Source organism: Paraburkholderia fungorum, assembly GCF_003610895.1.
Taxonomy (GTDB): domain Bacteria; phylum Pseudomonadota; class Gammaproteobacteria; order Burkholderiales; family Burkholderiaceae; genus Paraburkholderia; species Paraburkholderia fungorum_B.
Genome location: NZ_MCAS01000029.1, coordinates 63570 through 85489, shown reverse-complemented (window position 1 = coordinate 85489; position 21920 = coordinate 63570). Strand labels below are relative to the sequence as shown.

19 protein-coding genes are annotated in these 21920 nt (G+C 62.9%); 10 read left to right on the top strand and 9 right to left on the bottom strand.

All coding sequences use genetic code 11. From position 1 onward, the window contains the following. Positions 1 to 37: 37 nt before the first annotated feature. On the bottom strand, positions 38 to 1345 hold the full coding sequence (locus BCY88_RS25075; protein ID WP_120346872.1) for an alpha/beta fold hydrolase: 1308 nt from the start codon (positions 1343 to 1345) through the stop codon (positions 38 to 40). A 381-nt stretch (positions 1346 to 1726) separates the two neighbouring features. On the opposite strand from BCY88_RS25075, the gene BCY88_RS25070 reads away from it, so the two are divergent. Together BCY88_RS25070 and BCY88_RS25065 are read left to right on the top strand one after the other, a co-directional pair. Further along, entirely contained in the window at positions 1727 to 2407 is a 681-nt protein-coding gene (locus BCY88_RS25070; protein ID WP_120346857.1) for a class II aldolase/adducin family protein, read from the top strand. Positions 2408 to 2594: 187 nt separating this feature from the next. Then, complete coding sequence (locus BCY88_RS25065; RefSeq protein ID WP_120346856.1) at positions 2595 to 3743, top strand: sigma-54 interaction domain-containing protein; 1149 nt, start codon at positions 2595 to 2597, stop codon at positions 3741 to 3743. Here the strand turns inward: BCY88_RS25065 and BCY88_RS25060 are convergent. The 4 genes from BCY88_RS25060 to BCY88_RS25045 form a co-directional block, all read right to left on the bottom strand. Then, positions 3734 to 4513 (bottom strand): ABC transporter permease, encoded by a 780-nt coding sequence (locus tag BCY88_RS25060; protein WP_120346855.1) that lies wholly within the window; start codon positions 4511 to 4513, stop codon positions 3734 to 3736. The two genes, BCY88_RS25065 and BCY88_RS25060, sit on opposite strands and share 10 nt — an antisense overlap. Before the next feature lie 26 nt (positions 4514 to 4539). Next, positions 4540 to 5418, bottom strand: coding sequence for an ABC transporter permease (locus tag BCY88_RS25055; RefSeq protein WP_120346854.1), 879 nt, complete (start codon positions 5416 to 5418; stop codon positions 4540 to 4542). Next, a complete protein-coding gene (locus tag BCY88_RS25050) occupies positions 5402 to 6520 on the bottom strand; it encodes an ABC transporter substrate-binding protein (RefSeq protein WP_259461505.1) in 1119 nt (372 codons plus the stop codon). Before BCY88_RS25050 ends, BCY88_RS25055 begins: the two co-directional genes overlap by 17 nt. A gap of 88 nt (positions 6521 to 6608) precedes the next feature. Next, a complete protein-coding gene (locus BCY88_RS25045) occupies positions 6609 to 7685 on the bottom strand; it encodes an ABC transporter substrate-binding protein (protein WP_120346853.1) in 1077 nt (358 codons plus the stop codon). A 454-nt stretch (positions 7686 to 8139) separates the two neighbouring features. Between BCY88_RS25045 and BCY88_RS25040 the strand changes: the two genes are divergently transcribed. The 7 genes from BCY88_RS25040 to BCY88_RS25005 all read left to right on the top strand — a co-directional run bounded on the left by BCY88_RS25040 (position 8140) and on the right by BCY88_RS25005 (position 16395). Beyond that, complete coding sequence (locus BCY88_RS25040; RefSeq protein WP_120346852.1) at positions 8140 to 9321, top strand: LLM class flavin-dependent oxidoreductase; 1182 nt, start codon at positions 8140 to 8142, stop codon at positions 9319 to 9321. 84 nt (positions 9322 to 9405) lie between these two features. Next, positions 9406 to 10491, top strand: coding sequence for an ABC transporter substrate-binding protein (locus BCY88_RS25035; RefSeq protein WP_120346851.1), 1086 nt, complete (start codon positions 9406 to 9408; stop codon positions 10489 to 10491). Positions 10492 to 10536: 45 nt separating this feature from the next. Next, a complete protein-coding gene (locus BCY88_RS25030) occupies positions 10537 to 11364 on the top strand; it encodes an energy transducer TonB (RefSeq protein WP_120346850.1) in 828 nt (275 codons plus the stop codon). Positions 11365 to 11472: 108 nt separating this feature from the next. Next, on the top strand, positions 11473 to 12180 hold the full coding sequence (locus BCY88_RS25025) for a MotA/TolQ/ExbB proton channel family protein (protein WP_120346870.1): 708 nt from the start codon (positions 11473 to 11475) through the stop codon (positions 12178 to 12180). Continuing rightward, entirely contained in the window at positions 12180 to 12590 is a 411-nt protein-coding gene (locus tag BCY88_RS25020; RefSeq protein ID WP_120346849.1) for an ExbD/TolR family protein, read from the top strand. The genes BCY88_RS25025 and BCY88_RS25020 overlap by 1 nt, the downstream gene beginning before the upstream one ends. A gap of 53 nt (positions 12591 to 12643) precedes the next feature. Continuing rightward, entirely contained in the window at positions 12644 to 13714 is a 1071-nt protein-coding gene (locus BCY88_RS25015) for an ABC transporter substrate-binding protein (protein WP_120346848.1), read from the top strand. A gap of 368 nt (positions 13715 to 14082) precedes the next feature. After that, a complete protein-coding gene (locus BCY88_RS25005) occupies positions 14083 to 16395 on the top strand; it encodes a TonB-dependent receptor (protein ID WP_120346846.1) in 2313 nt (770 codons plus the stop codon). Positions 16396 to 16484: 89 nt separating this feature from the next. Here BCY88_RS25005 and BCY88_RS25000 read toward each other — a convergent pair whose 3' ends face one another. Together BCY88_RS25000 and BCY88_RS24995 are read right to left on the bottom strand one after the other, a co-directional pair. Continuing rightward, positions 16485 to 17504 carry a VTT domain-containing protein gene (locus tag BCY88_RS25000; RefSeq protein ID WP_120346845.1) on the bottom strand — a complete coding sequence of 340 codons (1020 nt, stop codon included), beginning with the start codon at positions 17502 to 17504 and terminating at the stop codon, positions 16485 to 16487. A 243-nt stretch (positions 17505 to 17747) separates the two neighbouring features. Beyond that, positions 17748 to 18683, bottom strand: coding sequence for a LysR family transcriptional regulator (locus tag BCY88_RS24995; protein WP_120346844.1), 936 nt, complete (start codon positions 18681 to 18683; stop codon positions 17748 to 17750). A 164-nt stretch (positions 18684 to 18847) separates the two neighbouring features. On the opposite strand from BCY88_RS24995, the gene BCY88_RS24990 reads away from it, so the two are divergent. After that, a complete protein-coding gene (locus BCY88_RS24990) occupies positions 18848 to 19453 on the top strand; it encodes a peroxidase-related enzyme (protein ID WP_120346843.1) in 606 nt (201 codons plus the stop codon). A 77-nt stretch (positions 19454 to 19530) separates the two neighbouring features. On the opposite strand, the gene BCY88_RS24985 is transcribed toward BCY88_RS24990, so the two are convergent. Both BCY88_RS24985 and BCY88_RS24980 read right to left on the bottom strand, forming a co-directional pair. Beyond that, the gene (locus BCY88_RS24985; protein ID WP_120346842.1) at positions 19531 to 20781 is read right to left on the bottom strand and encodes an MFS transporter; all 1251 of its coding nucleotides are present in this window, start codon (positions 20779 to 20781) and stop codon (positions 19531 to 19533) included. A 133-nt stretch (positions 20782 to 20914) separates the two neighbouring features. Further along, on the bottom strand, positions 20915 to 21886 hold the full coding sequence (locus tag BCY88_RS24980) for a LysR substrate-binding domain-containing protein (protein WP_120346841.1): 972 nt from the start codon (positions 21884 to 21886) through the stop codon (positions 20915 to 20917). Positions 21887 to 21920: the final 34 nt, after the last annotated feature.

Genomic DNA, 21920 nt, shown 5'->3' with positions numbered 1-21920 from the left:
GCTGGCGCGAGTCGCGCCGAAGACTCGCGGCGCCGCATCAGGATTTCGGCTGCTGCTCGACGGGCGAGCATACGGGCGCAACGGGCCGGTTTGCCAGTACTTTCCTGACGAAGGGAATGGAATCCTCCAATGACGTGTTGACCGTGCCGTTATGTTCGCGACCTGCATACAAATGGGCCTCGACCGTGGTGCCCGCCGCGCAGGCGTCTTTTGCCAGCGAGAGTTCCAGCGGCGCGAGACCGTCGTCCGCACCGATGCCGATGAACACAGGCGACTTGATCTTCAGCGTCGGAAACTTCAGATAGTCGTCCCACCATGCCTGCAAGCGTGCATTGGCGCCGGGTTTCAGGGTGTTTGCGGTGCTGAGCCCGGCGAGCGCTGCGTCGTCCTCGAGCGAAGCGAGACAACTGATGCGCGACTGTTCGAGAATGGGCAGCGCCGAATCGGTGAGGATGTCGGAGGCCTTCAAGGCGGGGTCGATCTGTTGCGCCGACAGCACCGAATAGAACTGGTATGCGAGCGTTGCATCGATCCGATTGGGGTCGCGCTGGTAAGCCGTTTTGAACGGCGCGAGCGTTGCGAGGGTTTGCTTCGACGCGTTGTAGATCACGCCGGTTGCGACGGTGGCGCGAATATTCAGTTCGGGCGCATACGTGCTCGCGTAGCCGGCCGCGGCGAATACCGCGGAACCGCCTTGTGACTGTCCGACCAGCACAACCTGGTTGGCGAGCCCAGGCAGGTTGTGCAACACGGCGCGCACGCTGTCGAGCATCGTGTAGCTATTCGAACGATTGTTCAACTGCGGGTTGGGCCCGGGCGTGCCGAGTCCTTGATAGTCGGTCGCCACCACGGCGAAGCCTTGCTGAAGCCACGCATTCAGATAGCGCACGTCCCGGTAGGAACGTCCGAACCACGAAGGCGCGCAGATGTCGGCCATGCCGAACGTGCCGTGTCCCCACGCGACGATCGGCCATCCTCCTTGGGGCGGCTGGCCTTTGGGGAGGAATAGCGCGCCTGATACGGCAATCGGCGTTGTGCCGCCGATGCCATCGGTCGAACTGTAGAGCAGGCGCAGTTGCTGGCCGGCATTGGCGAGCCCGAGTGTGGGCGGCAGTTGTTCGGCGCGCAGCAGTTCGCCGGGCTGCGCGGGAATCTCGTTCTCCCATGTATAGAACGCGGATACGCGGCCGTCGCCTTGCAGCGGATCGGGCGCGGGTGCTCTCGCGCCCGCGGCGAACACGGTACCGTAGAGGAGCAATGCCGCTAACGGTGCGGCAAACCACGGGTTGAATTTGCCGCGAGCCGATGAGTGCCCATTTCGCGCTCGACTATTTTCTGCTTTCATACTGACGCCCTGAACGATGGTGAGAAAAATGCGGTTCGCGCGAGACTTGCATGCGTGAACCGTTGAACCCGGGCGGCCTTCGACGCAAGTTTTGAACCATCTTTCATGCGTGCGTAGCGAACCCCGGCTGGCATCGGCTTGCCATGATGCTGCGGTGTGTCGGTATACACGCGGCTGCTGCGCCGTGCGCAACAGCCGCTGATGATGGGGTGTTGGTCCAGCAGCAAATTCAGCCGCGAAATCATCCGGCTTGAGCGCTGGGCGCATGCATGGCGAGCAGCAATGAGGCCGTGATACGGGAGACCGTGAGGGACACGCGGATTGGCACGCTTGCTGCTAAATATCCCTCGCAACGATCCCTCACTTACCCAAGGATTCAACATGTCAGTCACACAGACGCTGGAAAGCGGCGAACTGGTCGCCTTCGTCGAACGCATCCGGCGCGAGTTCGCGCAAGCCACGCGCGTTCTCAAGGAAACCCGCACCTTGTCCGCGACCAACACCTTCCAGGCCTATCAGCGTGTACCCGGCACGGACCTCGTCGTCGCCGTGTCGGCGCCTACGCCGTGGGCGCAATCGCAGGAAGTTCAGGCCGTGGTGGTGTCGTTCGACGGCAAGGTGATCCATGGCGATCCGAAGGCGTCAGGACACGGCCCGCGCTATGCGGGCGTGTTCCAGGAAGCGCCGGAGGTCGACGTGGTGATTCACGTACATGGCCCGTACCTCGGCGCGTGGGCGAGCGCGCATCGTCCGTTGCCGATTCTGTATGCGCCGGCGCAGCGCTATACGAAGGCCCGTGAGATTCCGATCTATATCGACCGGCGCCCGGGCGAGCCGCGTTTCATCGTCGACACGATCCGGCGCGATCCGAACATTCCGGCGATTCTCGAAGCGAACGGCGGCGCGACGTTCTGGGGAAAAAATATCCTCGACGTCTCGCAGTACATCCTGATTCTCGAAGAAGGCGCGTATTTTCAGGCACTCGCGGAGTCGCTCGGCGGCTCCAGGGAGTTCGGCCCAGGCGTGCTAGAGCAGCAGTGGAAGATGACCGGATTGGCGTGAGCACGGGCGTGGAAGACAGCGAATGACGAGGAACGGCACGGCGTGCCCAGCTGTGCCGCTTTCGTGTCGACGTGGGCGGCAGCGTTATTGCCGGTTCCGTCATACTGTTAGCTTGATGTATTGGTTCGCAACGCACGATCGGCTTGATATTGTCGAGGCTCCCTTTGGATTCCTTGCTGGTCGATCAATGGCTGTCTTCAGTTTTCCCGATCCCACGTCGCACGCCATTACGATCCGTGCGAAAGCGCTGACGTTCGACGACCCGAAGTCGCTGGTGTTGCTCGAGCGTATCCATCTGGTCGCGCCGAGCGACGCCACGGTGCTTGTCACCGGGGAAAGCGGCACTGGCAAGGAATTGATCGCACGGCTCGTGCATTCGTTGAGTGAACGCCGTGACGGCCCGTTCGTGGCGGTGAATTGCGGCGCGTTCTCGGAGACGCTGATCGAGAGCGAGCTATTCGGTCACGAACGTGGTGCGTTCACGGGCGCGATCAGCAGCCAGCCCGGCTGGTTCGAATCGGCCAATCGCGGCACGCTGTTTCTCGACGAAGTGGGGGACTTGCCGCTTGCCGCACAGGTCAAACTGCTGCGCGTGTTGCAGGAGCGCGAGGTGGTGCCGGTCGGTTCGCGCAAGACCGTCAAGATCGACGTGCGTCTGGTCACCGCGACCAATGTGAATCTCGAAGCAGCGGTACGCGCCGGGCACTTCCGGGAGGATCTGTACTATCGTCTGAACGTCGTCAAACTGAGCCTGTTGCCATTGCGCGAGCGGCCGGGCGACATCGGCCCGTTGATCCAGCACTTTCTGGAGAGCTACGCAAAGCGCTTGCGGATCACGCCGCCCGCACTCACGGACGCCGCGCTCGAGCGGCTTCATGCCCACTCGTGGCCGGGCAATATTCGCGAGCTGGAAAATGTGATTCATCATGCGCTGCTGGTAAGCAGTGGCGGTTTCATCGACGTCGCCGATTTGCAGTTTTCCGCGCTTTCGCTCGCGCCTCACACGCAGACAGCGGACGCGCCTGCGGCGGCGATTGTGGCCAATCCGGCGCGCCGTCCGCGTGATATTGCCGAAGCCACCGGCGCGTTGCGCGAAGCCATCGTCGATCTGCTGGAACTCGGCACACCCAGACTCTGGCAGCACATCGAAGACACGGTCTATCGCAGCACCTTCGAATTCTCCGAGAGCAACCAGTTGCGTACCTCACGCCTGCTCGACCTGTCGCGCAATATCGTGCGTGCGCGGCTCGCGCATCTCGGCATTCTCAAGCTGCGCGATGCCGGTGAGCCGGATTCCGCCGGCGCGAGCGAAACCGGCGACCGCCGTCAGGCGTGATCGCGCCAGCGCAGCAAGCGCCGTGCGACGTGTTCGCACAGCATGCCCATTGCCACCGCCAGCGCGGTGACGCCTGTCACGCATACCAGCAGCACGTCCACGCGCGCGCCGGCCTGCGCGGTCTGCATCAGATTGCCGACACCGGCACCGGCGTTGAACAACAGTTCGCTGCTGGTCGCCGTGATCCACGCGAACGGCACCGCTTGCAGAATTCCGGCGAACACGTCCGGTAACGCGCCTGGAATCAGCACGTCGCGCAACCAGTCAGACCGTGTCAATTCATACGACTGCGCGAGTTCAAAATAACGCGGGTCGATACGGCGCAGTCCGTCGAAACTGCTTGTCGCCATCGGATAGAAAGCAGCGAGGAAGACGATGAAAACCTTGGCGAACTCGCCCGTGCCGCACCAGAGGCTGATCAAGGGAATCAGCCCGAGCAGCGGGACATGACGTAGTGCCTGAAACAATGGATGCACCAGTTTTTCGGCGCTGCGCGACAACGCGGTCAACGCGCCGACCACGACGCCGGCGATCACGCCGGTGGCCAGACCTAAGGTCGTGCGACGCAGACTCGCGCCGAGATCGACAAGCAGTTCCCCGCTCCTGACGAGTTCGACAAAGGCACTGACCACCTGCTCGAGCGGCACGAACGCGTACTGATGCACGGCATCGCGATTAGCGGCGAATTGCCAAAGCCCGAGCAATACCAGCGGCAGGACAAAACCGCGGGCGCGTCGGCGTAGCGGGGATGTAGCGTGCAGAGCGATCATGGACGGTGTTTTACAGGGAAGAGAGGTCAACGGTCAGGCGATTGCCAGCGCAACACACGGCGCTGCACGAGTGCGATGCTCTGATCGAGGATGAATCCGATCAAGCCGATTGCGATCACATCGACCATCACGATGTCGATGCGCAGCATCTGGCGCGCCATCTCCATCATTTCGCCGATGCCGCTGTCGGCGCTCAGCAACTCGACCGCGACAAGCGCGAGCCAGGAGCGCGCAATCGCAATACGGATACCGGTGAGCAGCGACGGAATGGCAGAAGGCAACAACACATCGCGCAACAACGCCGCGCGCCCCAGTCCATAGTGGCGCGCCATTTCGACCAGGTCGCGCGGCACGCCTTGCACGCCGCCGTAGGTGGCGAGCGCAACCGGAAAGAACACCGCTTTGGCGACTACCACGACCTTCAGCGGCTCGTCGATGCCGATGAGCAGAATCAGTATCGGGATCAGCGTGAGCGTGGGTACCTGCCGCAGAATGTCGAAGAGCGGACGCACGTAGTCGGAGAAGGTGCGGTTCACAGCGAGCAATGTGCCGCACGCGATGCCGAGCAAGCTGCCCCACACGAAACCGGTCGCGAGACGACGCAACGTGATCAGCAGATTGTCCTGCAGGTCGCCGCCGGCCGCGAGCGTGCCGAATGTGTCATAGACCTTCTGCGGCGGCACCAGCAGTTGCGGCGCGAACCAGTGTTGCGCGCTTGCATACCACCAGAGCAGAAATAGCAGAACAGGCGAGACCCACCACAGCAACCACGAAGCGCCGTGCGTCAAAGCACGCACGCGTGAGGCGGCGCCGGCCGTTGTCCGGGGGAGCGGCGTGGACCGAGTGGATGGGGTGGATGAGGTGGACGCGGTTGCATCCACCACCGTATCAGCGGTTTGCGACATTCGTTGTGGTGCTCGCATCCCAGTAGTGTTCAAGCTTGAGGTCCCTCAGCGCGTTGTTGACGAACTGCGGCGCGAGCAGGCTATTGACATCCACGCCGCCGGACGTGAGTTTCGCCTGCTGGCTATACGCCGACACGTCGCGATAATGTGCGCTGAGCGACGGCGTGAAAAGCGGCGCCCATTGATCTTTCCATGCTTGCTTTTCGTCGTCGTACTCGCGCCGCACCACGTTTTCGGGTTGACCCGACGCGCTGAGAATCTTGATGAACGCATCGCGGTTCTGCGCTTGCGAAATCCAGTAAGCCGCACGTACGTAGGCGGTCGCGACCAGTTGCGTGATGTCGGGGTACTGACGCACGAAATCGTCGGAAGCCCAGAGTTCCGCGCGCATCTTCCACGCGTCGGGGGCTTCCTTGGTCGACCAGATGATCTTGCCGACCTGTTTGTCCACTAATGGATACGCGTCCGAAAGCGTAAAGAATCCATCCACCCGGCCTGCGCTGACAGCAGCGGCGCCCGCTTGTGGATCGAGGTTATAGATCTTGAAGTCAGAGAGCTTCAGACCGTTGGCTGCCAGCAGTTTGCCGAACGTCACCTCCCAAGGCCTGCCGCGATTGAGCGCAATCCGTTTGCCTTTCAGATCGACGATCGACTTCGCCGTCGAATTGGCCGGCACGACCAGATAGGTGTTGCTGCCCACGCCGCCTGGCACGATCAACTTCGTATGCGTGCCGGACGCGTTGACCACGACCGAGGGCAGGTCGCCGTAACCGGCGAAGTCGATGCTGTGGTTCGTGAACGCCTCGTTGACCAGCGTACCGACGGCGGCCGTCGAGACGGGCACCCATTGCAACTGGATATGGCGCGCGGCCAACGCCTTTTCGAGCGATTTGTCGGCGTCGATCAAAGCGGATGCGCCCGCGTATTGCGTTTTGCCTCCGCTTGAATAGGCGACCACGGCGATCCGCACCACTTTCGGTGATTCGTCGGCGCGCGCAATGGCGGGGACCAGCAATGCGGCGGCGGTGAGCGGCATCGTCATCGACCATGCGACGAACGCGCGCCGCAACAACCGGGGGAGAGCAGAGGAGCGTTTCATCATGTGCGGATCAGACCTTGAACGTAATGGTGGAAACTGCGGGTGAAACACCGGGCCGAAGCAGGGCGCATGGTTCGAATCACGCGTTCGCTCACGCGCGGCGCTTAAGGGGGGAATGCAGCGCATCGGCCATCGGGCGTGGATCGATCCAGTCGGCAATCTCGAAGTCGGCTTCGAGGAAACCCCACTCGAACAGGAAGTTCTTGAAATCGTCGAGCGCGGCGACTGATTCGGTTTCGAGGTTCACGCCGAGATGGTGATGCAGATTGCCGCCATAGGCCGCGTGCACCCACTCGAGCGCCGAAGCGGTTTCATGCGATACGTATTGCGCGGTTTCGTCGGGATGCGTGCGCGCCCAGTCCCCCGCGGCGACCACCAGCTTCAGAAAGCCGGCGACGATGTCTGGATGATTGGCGAGCACCTCCGCGTTGACCGTGAGCGGACGCGGCGTACCGTTGTTATTGCGGATATGCGGCTCAGGATGAAAGCCGATATCGATCACCGCTTGCGCGCCGATCAGTTGCGCGACTTCCAATCCGACTGAACCCTTCACGTAAATCGCATCCACCGTGCCGCGCAGCAAGGCGCTCGCTTCGGCGGCATATAACGCGCGGCTCGCGAGGCCGAGCGGCAGAGTAAAGAGTTCCGTGGCGGGATCGTCGCCGACTGCCTGCAGCGTGCGTGCTTCGACATCGATCAGTTCGACGTCGCGCGTTGTCATGCCCTCCAGACTCAATGCATTGACGAAGCCGCGGAGCGCGGATGCGCGAAAAATATCGATGCGGTCGGTCGAGCGGCGCGGAATCGCGATGCGCCGGCCACGCAGTTGCTTCACCGACTGAATGCCGGAACCCGGCAGCGTCAGGATCAACTGCGATTCATCGACCCACGATAAACCGATCACGCGCGTATCGGCTCGATGCGAGCGCGCCCACATTGCCGGGATGCTGCCGCCCTGACGAAACGACATCGCCAGCGTGTGATCGCTGATCGACGACGCGTCGTGCCCGGCCGAGTCGCGCAACGAGCGGATCGCAACGCCGTCCGCTGACGATTCACCGTTGAGCCAGCCGAGATGCACGGCAATGCCGAGCGGCGTCGGCACTGGCGAGCGTGCGTACCAGAAGGAATGCTGTTTGTCCGATGACGAATCGGGCCTGTCTGTCATGTGCGTTTTCCATATCGAGGTTCGTCCTGCGCGCCGGCCAGCGCGCGAAAGCGGCAGCGGCGGCGCGCATGGGTAAATGCAAATTCCAGGCCAGGCGTGTGCGCTTGCTCAGGCGGTCCGCGCTTGGCAAGCGGCTCAGCCACGCATACGGATGCAGACCGTGCAGATCCGCCGACGCATGCGCGCGCGAGTGTTGCTCCAGCAGCAGTTGCCCCAGGCGGTGTTGCGCTGGCAACACACGAGGTGCTGATTCAGCAACTTGTACGCGCCGTGGTTGTATCGGGAGCGATGCGGTCCGGCGAGGCCGCAACGCGTGTGGCCAGCGCGCAGCGCGTGCCGGTCGAAACGCTGTTCATCGCAATTGGCATAGGCCGTGCTTAGAGAGGTGTCGAACCGGTGAGGGCGCGTGTCATTGCGAGGCCGAACCAATGCTTAAACCAAGGAGAACAGATCAATGGCTGTCGAATTTCTGTGGCGCTTGCCGATGCATGGCGACGGCAGACGCGCGCACGACCGGCACACCCGTGGCGAATGGAATAACCAGACGGCCTCGCGCGTCGCGCCGAAAACGGATAGCGACGCGTTTGGCTACATCGACTACCTGTCCCAAGTGGCGCGCGCAGCGGACCTGGTCGGCTTTCATGGCGCGTTGATTCCGATCTTCCGCTTCACGGAGGAGCCGTGGGTGGTGGCTGCGGCGCTGGCGCGGGAAACTCGCAATCTGCGCTTGCTGATTGCGATGCAACCATGGTTCATGCACCCGGCGTATGCCGCGCAGATGGCGGCCAGCTTGCAGCGGATCAGCCGCGGCCGGGTGGAGTGGAACATCGTGACGGGCGGCGGCGGGGCGGATCAACGCGCGTACGGCGACTTCATCGATCACGACAGCCGTTACGCCCGCACCGATGAATTTCTCGACGTGGTGAAGGGTTATTCAGCCGGTGAGCCCTACACGCACAAGGGCCGCTTCTATCAGGTGGAAGAAGGGGGGCTCGTTGCGCCGTTGCGCAGCCAAGCCGTGCCGCGCATCTATCTGGCCGGTGCCAGCGACGCCGCGATGGCAGTGGCGGCCAAACACGGCGACGTGCATCTGAGCTGGGGTGAGCCGCTCGCAAAACAGAAGGAGGTGATCGATCGCGCGCGCCAGGCGCTCGACGCGCAAAACGCCGAGCGCGATCTGCGCTTCGGCATGCGCATCGACATTCTGGCGCGCGAAACGGAAGAACAGGCGTGGGCCGAGTTACGGCAGATGTTCGCCACCGTCAGCGAATCGACACAACTGGGTGGCACGCGGCGCGCATCAGGTGTCGGCGATTCGGAGTCGGTCGGTGCAAAGCGGCAGTTCGCGCTGCACCAGGGCAACACCCAGCATTTCGACGATCTGGTCGTCGGGCCGAATCTGTGGGCCGGTATGTCGAAGATCCGTGGCGGTCCCGGCTGCGTGATCGTGGGCAGTCACGAGCAGGTCGCGGAGCGGCTGGCCGAATACGTGGACATCGGCGTATCGACCTTCATTCTGGCGAGCAACCCGCATCTGGAAGAAGCGTATCGCGTCGGCGAAGAGGTCCTGCCGCTGGTGGCCGGGGCGATCGACGCGCGCAGAACCGCCTCGGCATTGCGGGCCGCGCTCGCCTGAGGCGGTCGCGATCCCGGCACGGGTAGCGATTCTTAACGCAGCGGCGATCAAGTCCGTGCACAACAACAATCAAGGAATCCAACGATGAGTACAACCGTTGCGCAAGCCGCGACGCCCACTGCACTGTGGTACACCCGCTGTCCCGTGCCGACCGCGCTCGGCATTGCGGTGCACCGAGGCTGGTTCGACGAGGAGTTCGGACCGGACGGCATTACCCTGAGTTCGCTGCAGGAGACCCGTGAGCCGGCCAAACGCGAGTCGCATTTCGATCACAGCTTGCCGTCTTCATTTCGCCAGGGCGGCAACATTCCGGCGCTGTGGGCACGTTCGCGCGGCGCGGCGACGCGAGTCGTCGGCCTTTCGTGGACCAACGAGTTTCAGGCGATCGTCACGCTGCCGACCAGCGGCATTCGTCATCCGCGCGATTTGCGCGGGCGGCGTCTGGGTCTGCCGAAACATGCGATCAGTATCGACTTCTGGCGCGCTGCCGCGCTCAAGGGGTTTCTCACCGCGCTCGAGCTCGACGGTCTCGGGCATGGCGACGCCCAATGGGTCGATCTGCCGGAACCGACGCGCGGTGCGGGTGAGGAACGGATTGCTATCGGTCAGCCTGGGCTCGCTGTTGGCAATGTGGTGTCGTTTCACCGGCCGCATGAGTACGGGCTTGAAGTAGCCGCACTGGTGCGCGGCGATGTCGATGCGATTTTCGTGAAAGGCGTGGCCGGACTGGAAACCGTGCATCTGATCGATGGGCGCGTGGTGATCGATCTGGGCGCGCATCCCGATCCGCTGGTGCGTATCGGCAATGGTACGCCGCGCACATTGACGGTGGATCAGGCGCTCATCGACGAGCGCCCTGATCTCGTCAGCCGCTTCGTGTCAGTGGTGGTGGGCGCAGGTGACTGGGCGACGAAACATCCGGCCGAGACCGTTGCCTACATTGGGCGGGAGACCCGTTCGTCCGACGAGTGGGTGCGTTACGCCTATGGCGGCGAAGTCCATCGGCATCTGGAAACCAATCTTGCACAGACCTCGATTGACGGCCTGGTGGCGTTCAAGGACTTCCTGTTCGAATGGGGTTTCCTCGAGCACGACTTCGATGCGCGCGCATGGATCGAGCCGCGGCCGTACACCGAGGTATCGAAATATCGCCGTGCGTGGGTCGCCTGATGCGGTGCGTTCTCGCACGGTGCGCAAACCAGTAAGGAATAGATCGTGACGTTTCTGACCATGGAAAATTCGGGTACCCATGCCCGGCGCCACGCGGTACGCGGGAGCAGTCCCGCGGTGCGCGGGCTCGATGCGTCCGCGGTTTCGCTGCCACCGCGGCGGCGCCTGCTCGCGACGGATGACGAGGCCGCGCGTGAGACCCGGGCGACACGCAGGACATGGGGCGAAACCGGCGCGGCCGCACTGCTGATCCTCGCGCTGCACGCGGGGGGCCTGCTTGTGGCGCGGCATGGAAACGAAGCACTGCTCGCGTCTGTCGTGCCGCCTAAGCCGCTGCCGATGATTGTCGAACTGACGCGACCACCCGTGCCATTGCCGCAAGCGAAGCAGGCGCCGTCGCCGGTGCCGCAACCGCTCAAGGCACAAGCGCCGCCGCCCCGCCCGCTGACGCGAGCCGTAGCGCCGAGGTCTTTGGCGGCGCCCACGCCGCTCGTGACGCAGGCGCCAGCACCAGCACCGGCCGAGACAGCCGTCGCGCATGTCCCGGCACCGGCCGCGCCTGTGCCCGCAGCACCACCCGCACCGGTGGCCGAAACCGCACCGATCGGCAATGCAGCGTATCTGCACAACCCGGCACCGGACTATCCGCCGATCGCGCAGGACCAGGGATGGGAAGGGCACGTGCTGCTGCGCGTGCATGTGCTGCCGGACGGCAAACCTGCTTCGGTCGATATCAGAACCAGCAGCGGCCGCAAGATGCTCGACGAAGCCGCGTTGGCCGCAGTCCGGCGCTGGATTTTCGTGCCGGCCAAACGGGGAGACGAAGCGATCGACGGCTGGGTCAACGTGCCGATCGACTTCAAGCTGGGCTGACATGGACTCCGCGCATGGCGGGCAAATCGCATGTTTTCTCTTCAACACCGGAGCCGAATTTCGAAGCAGATTTCGAAGCGGATTCTGAATTAAAAGGAATCGATGATCATGAATGGTATTTCAACTACTTTTATCGTACAGGGCGCGCTCTGGCTACTGGTCATTTTCTCGGTAGTGACGTGGACCCTGATTGTCGTCAAGGCGGTGCAAAGCGTGCGCGCGAGTGTGCAGAGCAGGCGCTTTGCCAGGCAGTTCTGGGCGGCCAGCAGTTTTCAGGCGGCAGCCGCGCTGGAACCCGGTCTGAGTCCGGTGGGCCGGGTTGCCGCGACTGGCTTCGAGACCTTGCAGCGCGCCGACGAGGGAAATGGTCAGGATCTCGAACATAGCTGGAGTCGCCACGATCTGCTCGAGCGTCACTTGCGTCAGCAGATTCAGAATGAGCGCCGCCGTCTCGAAGCGGGTCTGGCCGTACTCGCATCGATCGGCAGCACCGCGCCGTTTGTCGGCCTGTTCGGCACCGTGTTCGGCATCATTCATGCGCTGACGGCGATCACGCACAGCGCGTCGGCCAGTATCGACGTGGTGGCAGGGCCGATCGGCGAGGCGCTGGTGGCCACCGGCATCGGTATCGCGGTCGCGGTGCCGGCAGTGCTCGCCTACAACTTCTTCGTGCGCCGGGTGAAAGCGGCTTCTGCCGATCTCGACGGATTTGCAACCGACTTCGTTACGCTCGCGCAGAAAGCCGGATTCCGGGTGCAGGGCGCCGCAACGCGCGCGCAGTCGAGTCTGAAAACCGTCAATGAGGCGTTCGCATAATGGCTTTCTCGAGTTCTTCCGATAACGACGACGTGCTAAGCGAAATCAACATCACGCCGCTCGTCGACGTGATGCTGGTGCTGCTGGTTGCGTTCATCGTCACCGCGCCGCTGCTGAACAATGCAGTGCATGTGAATCTGCCAAAAACAGTGGCCACTGCGCCTGCCGACCAGAAACCGGCCGTCACGGTCAGTGTGGATGCGAAGGGCGTGGTGTATCTCGACAAAAGGCCCAGCGATCTGCGCCTGATTGGCGCCGAGCTGTCGGTGCTCAAGGCCAACAACCCGGAGCTCGCGCTCAATCTGCAGGCCGACGAGGGTGTGCCCTACGGCATCGTGGCGAAGCTGATGGCAGCGATCGAGCATGCCGGCATCAGCAGGCTATCGGTATTGACGTCCAACAACGGCTAGTCATGGTCATTGCCTAACCTCGCGACCCTGCGACCTCCACACCGGAACAATCCATGAGCACTTCGGTTTTAGACAACATTCAGTCGATCTGGTACACGCGCTGTCCGGTGCCGACGCCACTTGGCATTGCCGCGCATCTCGGCTGGCTCGACGAAGAATTCGCGCGCGATGGCATTACCGTGCGCTCGCTGCAGGAAACACAGCATGCCGCGCTGCGTGCTTCACACGTCGATCACTCGCTGGACAATTCGTTTCGCCAGGGCGGCAGCATTCCCGCGTTATGGGCGCGCTCAGCCGGGGCCGATACCCGGGTGATCGCGCTGACGTGGGTCGACGAAGCGCAGGCTATCGTCGCATTGCCGGAGTCCGGTATCCGCACGGCGAAAGACTTGCGCGGGCGCCGCGTCGGTTTGCCGAAGCGCGCGGGCGAACGCATCGATATTTTTCGCGCCGCGGCGTTGCGCGGCTTTGTCAGCGTGCTGGATCTCGCCGGGCTATCCGTGCGCGATGTCGAAATGGTCGACCTGGCGGCAACCAACCTGCGTGAACCCGCGGATAGCGGGCCGTTGCCCACGGCGTCGTTCAGCAATCCTGGCAGCGTCAGCAGCCGCCGTCTCTATTCCGCGGAGATTGCGGCGCTGGTACGCGGCGAAGTCGATGCGATCTATGTGAAGGGCTCGCTCGGGTTGGAGAGTGCCTATCTGATCGGCGCGCGGGTCGTAATCGACATCGGTTTTCATCCGGACCCGAAGATCCGTATCAACAACGGTTCGCCACGGCCGTTGACGGTCAATGCGGCCTCGCTCGACAATCACCCGGAGATTGTCAGCCGCTTTCTGGCGCGCGTGATCGACGTGGACGACTGGGCGCGCGGGCATAAACAGGAGGTACTCAGCTATCTGGGCCGGGAGACCGGCTCGGGCGACGACTGGTTGCGGCTCGCCTATGGCAATGACGTGCATCAACGTCTGCGTACCGATCTCGACGAAGCGTCGATCGCCGCACTCGGCGATTTCAAGCGTTTTCTCGTGGAATGGGGGTTTCTGCCGGCTGACTTCGATATCCACGCGTGGATCGATCCGCGTGCGCTTGAGCAATCGCATCGCTACGCGGCGGCGCGTTAGGGCATCAACCGATGGGCTTGTGAGTATTCTGCCTTTAAACAGATTCGTCATCCTGACAGTCTGGATTGAATCATTTCTTCGGGCCGGTAGCCGGTAGACAACCACCCGCTAGCCACGAGTCATTGGACCGCGGCCCATCGCCGCCCATGTTGGGGTGCTGCATATGCAACACCTCAACACCATCGTACAGGTGCGCCAGCAGCAATGCCCACGTGCTTCGTTCGCACAACCCCTGTGTGACGGACCTCCGCGCCCTGGCATTCGACTTGCAATAGAGAACGCCATGCGTGGCGCATTGCTCGCGCACGAAGATGGGAGCCCGGTTACGGGCCCAATCAAACAACAATTGAATAAGGATAGCGAAGTCAATGTTCAAGAGAAAAACACTCGTCGTCGCGCTCGGGGGAGTGCTTGCTGGTGGTGTGCTGATATCGCCCGCATGGGCCGCGGATAACGCGTCAACCGATGCGGCTGCCGGAACGTCTGCCGAAGCGGCCGGCACGGCAGGACAGGGGAAGCCGAAAGCGAAAAGCGCGAACAAGGCAGTGGCCGACACCAATCTGGGAACCGTCACGGTCACTGCGCGCCGTCGCAAGGAAAGCATTCAGGAGGTGCCGGTGGCGGTCACCGCGCTGAGCGGCGACAGCATCAAGAGTAATGAATTGCGGGTGGTCAACGACATCACCAAGTACGTGCCGAACTTCACCGCGCAATCCACCGAGGGACGCGAAAGACCGCGTTGGTTCCTGCGTGGCGTGGGCAGTAACGATCCGTCGGATCTGTCGCTGAGCCCGATCGGCGTCTATTTCGATGACGTCTATATCAACAGTGTGTTCGGCCAGGGTTTTCCGCTTTTCGACCTTGACCATATCGAGGTGCTGCGTGGGCCGCAGGGCACGCTGTGGGGCAAGAATACGATCGGCGGCGCGGTTAGTCTGACTTCGAAGAAGCCGACGTTCGACGTGGATGGTTACGGCAAGGTCGGTTTCGGCCAGTACAACAGCCGTCTTGCCGAAGCCGCGATCGGCGGTCCGATCGGCAGCAACGACGTGCTGGCGGCGCGTCTTTCCGTTTATCACGAGAACGGCGACAGCTTCTACACCAATACGGTCACGGGTGGCCGGTTTGGCGGCTTTCACGACAACGCGGTGCGCTTCCAGGTACTCGCGGTGCCGACTTCGAATTCAGACTTCCTGCTGAATATCCATGGCCGCAATTACACCGGCGGCGGTGACCCGTGGCACGCACAGGGGGCCGGTGCGAATGGCGCGAACCAGTTCGGTTTCGTCGGGTCGAGCGATCCGCAGACCGTCTCGCTGAATGCGCCGTCGAGCGATCATATTGCATCGTATGGCGGCTCGTTGACCGCGCATTGGCATATCAACAGCGCGCTGACGCTGACCTCGATTACTGCGCTGGAAGGCCTGAACCGCTGGTATCAGGACGATGAAGACTACTCACCCTACGACGCCGCGCGCTCGCACGATACGCTCGCGTCGCATCAGTTTTCTCAGGAGTTCCGTCTTGAATCGCCGCAGAATGACCGGCTGAGCTGGATCGCCGGCGCGCACTTCTTTACCGAGGAGCTGAGCGAAGAAGGGGCGGGCGGCGGCTTGCCGGATGCTCCGGGCGGCCCGTCTTCAACGTATTACCACCTGACCGAACTGACCCAGCACACACAAAGCGCCGCAGTGTTCGGCAGCGTGAAATATCGTTTCACCGATCGCTTCAATCTGACTGGCGGTCTGCGCTATACGATCGAACGCAAGACGATCAATCTGACCGGCTTGCAAAATAGCGGCCCCGTTTCGTTCAGCGATGTGAACAACTGGTGGGATCCGTCGTCTATCACGTCGCCGCTTGCCGTGAGCGCACGGCAGAACCAGAGCAACACGTGGCGCGCGCCGACGTGGGATCTGACGCCCGAATATGCGATCAGCAACAACGTGCGGGCTTATATCCGTTATGCGCGTGGCTTCCGCTCGGGTGGCTACAACGGCAGCGCCTATACGCAAAGCACCGTCTCGACAGTTACACCCGAGTATCTGACCGACTACGAAGCCGGCATCAAAAGCGAATGGTTCGACAAGCGCCTGACCGCGAACGCGAGTGTTTTCCACTACGACTATCGCGACATTCAGGTGTTTGCACTGGCGCCGAATCCGCTAGGCGGCGCACCGGTGTCCACCTTGTCGAACGCCGGGCAGGGGCGTGCCGACGGTTTCGAACTGGAACTGAAGGCACAGCCGCTCAACAGCCTCTATCTGTTTGCCAACCTCGGACTGCTGAACACGCGCTACACCGAGTTTGCCAATGTGCCGACCGCAGTGGGCAATTCATTCGCGCGCTCGCCGCACACCACGATCGATGTTGGCGGCGAGTACCGCGTGCCGTTGCCGGTCGGGTCGATTGCCGTGGGGGGCGATATCAACTATCGCAGCACCGAGTATTTCAGCGCGACGCGTCAAACCATGCCGCAGCTATGGCAGTCGGGTTATACGGTGATGAATGCGCACGTGTCGTATATGTCGTCGAATCAGAAATACATCCTGACCGGCTACGTGACGAACCTGACCAACAAGGTCTATAAAAAGCTGGAGTTGTTGCCGTCGTATGGCGCGTATCCGGTGCTGTATGGCGATCCGCGTGTCTTCGGTCTGACGTTTACGGCGAAGATCTGATTGGTGCCGGTGAGGCGTGCGGTGCCGCCCGTCCGAAGCACGGGTTGCGCCGCTGCGTCATCGTTCGCGCCGGGCGAGCGTGCCGATTGTCACTTCGCCAATCTCGCCCGCACGGTGTATTCGCCTTCGTCGCCGGCGTCTTCCTCCATGTGAGCCATCGCCGTCTCGAAGTCGGGCGGCAGCGGCTCGACCGGATAACCGCGTTTTTCCCACGCGTCGAGTCCGCCCTTGAGCGCGCGGACATGATGGATATTCTTCCGATGCAACTGATTGACGATCCGCTTGGCCGTTGCTTCGTTGGGACAGACGCAGTAGACAACGATCGGCCGTTTCAGTAACTCGGGGTGCAGGGGCTCCGGCGAATCGAGGTCCAGCAGTTGCGCGCCCGCGATCCGGTGCGATTCTTTCGCACGTATGCTGCGTGGCCGCGCGTCGAGGATCAGGGGCGGTTCATTGGATTTCATCAACTCGTCGAGTTGGTCCGGCGAGATGCGCACGTGCGCGAGCCAGCGGCGAAACTGCCAGCGGCGCACGTAGCGATAGACGAGGGCGACCACGAAGATGGCCGCGAACGCGTCGAAAATCGTCCCGCCGTTATGGCGCACGAGTAGCACGAGCTGCACGATCTGATCATGCAGCGCTGCACCGCCGATCACCCATACGCTGGCCCACAGCGCGGCGCCGACAAAATCCCACAGCAGGAACACGCCGATATTGATCGGCGTGGTGCCGAGCAGCGGTGCCGAGATCAGTCCGAGGCCGGGCAGGAACTTGGCGACGGTGAGAATCGGCGCGCCGTAGCGTTCGTAGGTATTGCGTGCGACGCGCACGGTAGTGTCGAGCGAGAGCGAGAAGCGCACCAGTTGATTGAGCAAACGCCGGCCGTACGTCCGCCCGGTGAAGAACCAGAGCGTATCCGCTATCAGCGTTGCGCAGACGGCGGCGCCTATGACGCTGGCGTAGGAGGTCTGTCCCATGGCGGCCATGGTTCCGCCGAGGATCAGCATCGGCGCCGCGGGAACCGGCAGGCCGAGTTGCGTGACGAGCACGCTCATGAACACGGCCCACACACCCAGCGAAGGTGGAATCGCAACCGGAAAATGCCACACAACCCTGCTCCTCTTGATGCCATGGAAGGATTAGAAACAGCCGGCGCCCAACCGGTGCCCCGTCGGCGTGCGTCACGAACACGTCACACGAGGCCGGTTCTTGCCGCATAGCGGCAGACGGCGCTACCCGTTCAGTCAGCCAATGCGAACGCAGCGGCATGCATGGCGGATTTAAGCACAGGTTTGTGAAAGGACGCTGCGAGGCGGGCGGAATGCGTGCGGAAACTCAAGGCGGCGGGGCGCTTACGTGGGCCGTACAGTCCCGTGGAGCCGGTCCCAGTCATTGCTGAGCGCGGTGCGCAAGCGCGGCACCGCGAAATCGATAAAACTGCGCGTTTTCAGCGGCAATGGCCCTCGTTGCGCATGCATCAGGCTGACCGGTATCGGTTCGGGTTCAAATTCCCGCAGCACCAGTTGCAGTTTGCCTTCTTCGACGGCTCGCGCGGCCTGGTATGAGAGCACGTGCGTGAAGCCCACGCCAGCGATAGCCGCGTCGATGGCGGCTTCCGCGGTATTGACGGAGAGCCGCGGACGCAGCGGCACTGCCTGCTGTTTCGCGTCGTGCGGCGCGAAGGTCCAGATCGGCCCGGACGGCAAGGAGTCGACATTCACGCAGGCGAAGCGGGCGAGATCGGCGGGCGTCTGCGGTGTGCCGGCTTGCGCGAGGTAGCGCGGACTGGCGCAGGCGACCCGGCACACCGTGCCGACCTGGGTCGCCACCATATTGCTGTCGGGCAGTTTGCCGATACGCAGGGCGACGTCGATATGTTCGTCGAGCAGATGCAGCGTGCGGTCCGCCAGCACCAGACGCACGGCGATCTGCGGGAACGTCGCGAGGAAGTCGTTGATGATGGGCAGCAGATGCAGGCGTCCGAACACCATCGGCGCCGTGACCACGAGTTCGCCGCGTGGCGCGCTGTACTCGCCCGCGGCCGCGCTTTCCGCTTCGCTCACCTGTTCGAGGATCTGTTTGCAGGCGGCGAGGTAGGCCTCGCCCGCATCGGTCAAGGTCAGCTTGCGGGTGGAGCGCACCAGCAAGCGCACGTTCAGATGCGCTTCGAGCTCCGCGACCTTGCGGCTGACGGTGGGCAGCGGTGTGCCGAGCTTGCGGCTTGCAGCCGAAAAACTGCCGGTCTCCACCGCGGCGACCAGAATTGACATTGCCTCCAGGCGATCCATGGACCCTCTCGGTCGTCGAGAACTGATCCAGCAAAAATACAGCAATACGCGGGCTTCTGGAAGGCAGCTTACGGGAATGCGCCGCAACGCGTGCCGTGTATGCGGCGCCGCGAGGCCCGGTTGCTACAATCCCTGTGTACGGATAGATACAACGGAGACATCGCATGGCAAAGCTTCAACCGATCAGCCGCTACCCCGTGCCCGAACCGGGCGAATGGCCGGACGACATCCGGGCGCGCATCCTCGACGTGCAGGAGAAAGCCGGTTTTGTGCCGAACGTGTTTCTGACACTGGCGCATCGTCCAGATGAATTCCGCGCGTTTTTTTCGTACCACGATGCATTGATGCTGAAAGAGGGCGGCTTAAGCAAAGGTGAGCGCGAGATGATCGTCGTCGCCACGAGCGCGGTGAATCAGTGCCTGTACTGCGTGGTCGCGCACGGCGCGATTCTGCGCATCTACGAGAAGGCGCCGCTGCTCGCCGATCAGGTGGCGGTCAATCACCGCAAGGCGGATATCACGGCGCGCCAGAAGGCGATGCTCGATTTCGCGCTGAAAGTTTGCCGTGAGTCCGGAACGGTGGACGATTCCGATTTTCAGACTCTGCGCGAGCATGGCTTTTCGGATGAAGATGTGTGGGATATCGCGGCCATCACGGCATTTTTCGGTTTGTCGAACCGGATGGCCAACGTCATTTCCATGCGCCCGAACGACGAGTTCTTTCTGATGGGGCGTGTGCCGAAAGCGCCGGCGGACGCGCCGCGCAAATAGCCTCAGAACGTTTGCCCCTGGATTCGGGGCGTGCAGGCGTGTGTTCACGCACGCTTGCGCGCAGATTCCCTCGCACGCTAGGCGCCTGCCGGCTCGGAGCGGATGGCGGGTGTACTGACAGCCTTGTCGTCGATCGGGAAGTGCAGCATCGCGGCGATCAGCCCGGCGGCGACCGTGGCTTCCCACAGCAGCGAATACGAACCGGTCAGATCGAACACCAGACCACCTAGCCACGCGCCGAGAAACGAGCCGATCTGGTGGCTCAGAAAGCAGACGCCAAAGAGGCTGCCGAGGTGCCGCGTGCCGAATACCTTCGCCACGAGCCCGCTCGTAAGCGGCACGGTTCCGAGCCAGGTCAGCCCCATCACCGCCGCGAAGACGACAACCGACGTGGACGTTTTCGGCAGCAGAAAGAACGCGCCGATCGTCACGCTTCGAATCAGGTAAAGCCAGCCGAGCACATAGTGCTGCCGGAACCGGCCGCCGAGCCAGCCGCATCCCCAGCTGCCCGCCATGTTGAACAGGCCGATTAGCGCCAGGGCCGTGGCGCCCAGGCCGATCGGCATGTGACAGAGCGTCAGATATTCAGGCAGATGGGTGGCAATGAACGCGAGCTGAAATCCACAGGTGAAGAAGCCAAGCGTCAGGAGCCGGTAGCCGCGATGCCGGACCGCCTGGGCGAATACCTTGCGAAGCGATGCGGCGGGCGGTTCCTGAACGCGCGTGCCGACGCTTTGACGCCGGTCGAGCACTATGCCGAGCGGTGCGATCAGCAGCATCAGGAAAGCGAGCACAAACAGCGAAGTGGCGATGCCCGAACTGAGCCGGATGCTCTGCACGAGCGGGATCATCAACACCTGTCCCGCCGAGCCGCCGGCACTGACAATACCCATCGCCATGCTGCGTTTCTCGGGGGAAGCGATGCGGCCGACTGCGGGCAATACCACGCCGAACGTCGTGCAACTGACGCCGATCCCGACCAGCAGGCCCATACCGACGATCAACATTGGGCCGGACGGCGCGACCGCCGCGATGCCAAGGCCGGCCGCGAACGTCGTCGCACCGAACGCGACCACTGGCGCCGAGCCGTAGCGGTCCGCCGCGGCGCCCGCGAACGGTTGAGCGAAACCCCACACCAGGTTGTGCAGCGCGATAGCGAAAGCGATTAACGTGACGGGCAGGCCGCGGTCGAACGAAAACGGCCCGATGAACAGGCCAAAGGTCTGCCGGATGCCCATCGCGGCGCTCAGAATCAGCGCGCCGGCGATGATCACGAGCGTCGCTTGGCTCAACGGGAAGACGAAGCGTTTGCTATGGGTGGTGGACATGGTTCTGATCTCCTTCGACACAATGGTCGCAGCGAGCGTCAGACGCGGCAAAGGAAATGATTTTGACGACAGGTGAGCGTGGCTCACCTGTTCGGGGTGAAGGTGCGATCCGGTGGTTCAGCGGTTTAGCGTTTCAGCGATCTATGCGGGGCGATTCCGTTGTTTCGCCGCCAGGCGGATTGGCGAATTGCTCAGCTTCGCCGAGCAGCCACCGTTTGAAATCGAGCAGTTCCGGGCGATGCTCCGCGCTATCCGCGTTTTGTGCGCTCACGAGCCAATAAGCGGTGGAAGAGGCGATCGTTTGTGGAGCGGCTTCGACGAGTGTGCCGCGCGCCAGATCGCAGTCCACCAGCGGCCGTCTGCCGAGCGCGACGCCGAGGCCCATGCTCGCGGCTTCGAACGCGAGCTGGATCGTGTCGACACGCAAGCCGTCGCTCAGGTCGACGGCTGCCCCGTCGGCGATGTCCCCGTTTGTGGCGGCCCCGTCGAACCACGCCTGCCAGTCCTCGCTTGCCGAGTTCACATGAATGAGCGTCGCGTGGCGCAGATCGACGTTGCCGTGTCCGTCGCGCGGAGCCTGGTCCAGGTAAGCGGGACTGCACACTGGCACGAGGCGTTCGCCGAACAAGCGCGTCCAGGCGGTGCCCGCGACCGGGGCGCGGCTCAAGCGGATGGCGAAATCGAAACCGTCGACAGGAAAGCCGACCTGACGGTGGGACGTATCGACGGTGATGTTCGCCGCCGGCCAGCGCGAGCGAAACGCGCCGAGCCGTGGCAGCAACCAGCGCGAGGCCAGCGTGGGTGCACAGCTCAGCGCGATCGTGCGATTCGCGCGGTGGTTCGGCAAGCGCTGGGTACCGATCGCGATCAGCGAAAATGCTTCGGATACGTACGACAGATAATCGGCGCCCGCCGCCGTGAGCGAAATGCCACGCGGCTCGCGCACGAACAGTTCAACGCCGAGCGACTGCTCGAGGCCGACGATGCCGTGGCTGATCGCGCTAGGCGTGACGTTCAGTTCCGCGGCGGCGAGCTTGAAACTCTGATGCCTGCCTGCGGCCTCGAAGAAACGAAGCGCGGGCAGGGGTGGCAGACGAAGCGGCATGGTGCATTCCCAGGGGCGCGGTGACGGGTGACGG

Excerpts from the sequence above, each read along its gene's own strand:
- BCY88_RS25075 (WP_120346872.1), bottom strand. The coding sequence starts at position 1,345 with ATGAAAGCAGAAAATAGTCGAGCGCGAAATGGGCACTCATCGGCTCGC.
- BCY88_RS24995 (WP_120346844.1), bottom strand. The coding sequence starts at position 18,683 with ATGGATCGCCTGGAGGCAATGTCAATTCTGGTCGCCGCGGTGGAGACC.
- BCY88_RS24990 (WP_120346843.1), top strand. The coding sequence starts at position 18,848 with ATGGCAAAGCTTCAACCGATCAGCCGCTACCCCGTGCCCGAACCGGGC.
- BCY88_RS24985 (WP_120346842.1), bottom strand. The coding sequence starts at position 20,781 with ATGTCCACCACCCATAGCAAACGCTTCGTCTTCCCGTTGAGCCAAGCG.
- BCY88_RS25035 (WP_120346851.1), top strand. The coding sequence starts at position 9,406 with ATGAGTACAACCGTTGCGCAAGCCGCGACGCCCACTGCACTGTGGTAC.
- BCY88_RS25050 (WP_259461505.1), bottom strand. The coding sequence starts at position 6,520 with ATGATGAAACGCTCCTCTGCTCTCCCCCGGTTGTTGCGGCGCGCGTTC.
- BCY88_RS25070 (WP_120346857.1), top strand. The coding sequence starts at position 1,727 with ATGTCAGTCACACAGACGCTGGAAAGCGGCGAACTGGTCGCCTTCGTC.
- BCY88_RS25025 (WP_120346870.1), top strand. The coding sequence starts at position 11,473 with ATGAATGGTATTTCAACTACTTTTATCGTACAGGGCGCGCTCTGGCTA.
- BCY88_RS25020 (WP_120346849.1), top strand. The coding sequence starts at position 12,180 with ATGGCTTTCTCGAGTTCTTCCGATAACGACGACGTGCTAAGCGAAATC.
- BCY88_RS24980 (WP_120346841.1), bottom strand. The coding sequence starts at position 21,886 with ATGCCGCTTCGTCTGCCACCCCTGCCCGCGCTTCGTTTCTTCGAGGCC.
- BCY88_RS25055 (WP_120346854.1), bottom strand. The coding sequence starts at position 5,418 with ATGTCGCAAACCGCTGATACGGTGGTGGATGCAACCGCGTCCACCTCA.
- BCY88_RS25060 (WP_120346855.1), bottom strand. The coding sequence starts at position 4,513 with ATGATCGCTCTGCACGCTACATCCCCGCTACGCCGACGCGCCCGCGGT.
- BCY88_RS25045 (WP_120346853.1), bottom strand. The coding sequence starts at position 7,685 with ATGACAGACAGGCCCGATTCGTCATCGGACAAACAGCATTCCTTCTGG.
- BCY88_RS25065 (WP_120346856.1), top strand. The coding sequence starts at position 2,595 with ATGGCTGTCTTCAGTTTTCCCGATCCCACGTCGCACGCCATTACGATC.
- BCY88_RS25040 (WP_120346852.1), top strand. The coding sequence starts at position 8,140 with ATGGCTGTCGAATTTCTGTGGCGCTTGCCGATGCATGGCGACGGCAGA.
- BCY88_RS25005 (WP_120346846.1), top strand. The coding sequence starts at position 14,083 with ATGTTCAAGAGAAAAACACTCGTCGTCGCGCTCGGGGGAGTGCTTGCT.
- BCY88_RS25015 (WP_120346848.1), top strand. The coding sequence starts at position 12,644 with ATGAGCACTTCGGTTTTAGACAACATTCAGTCGATCTGGTACACGCGC.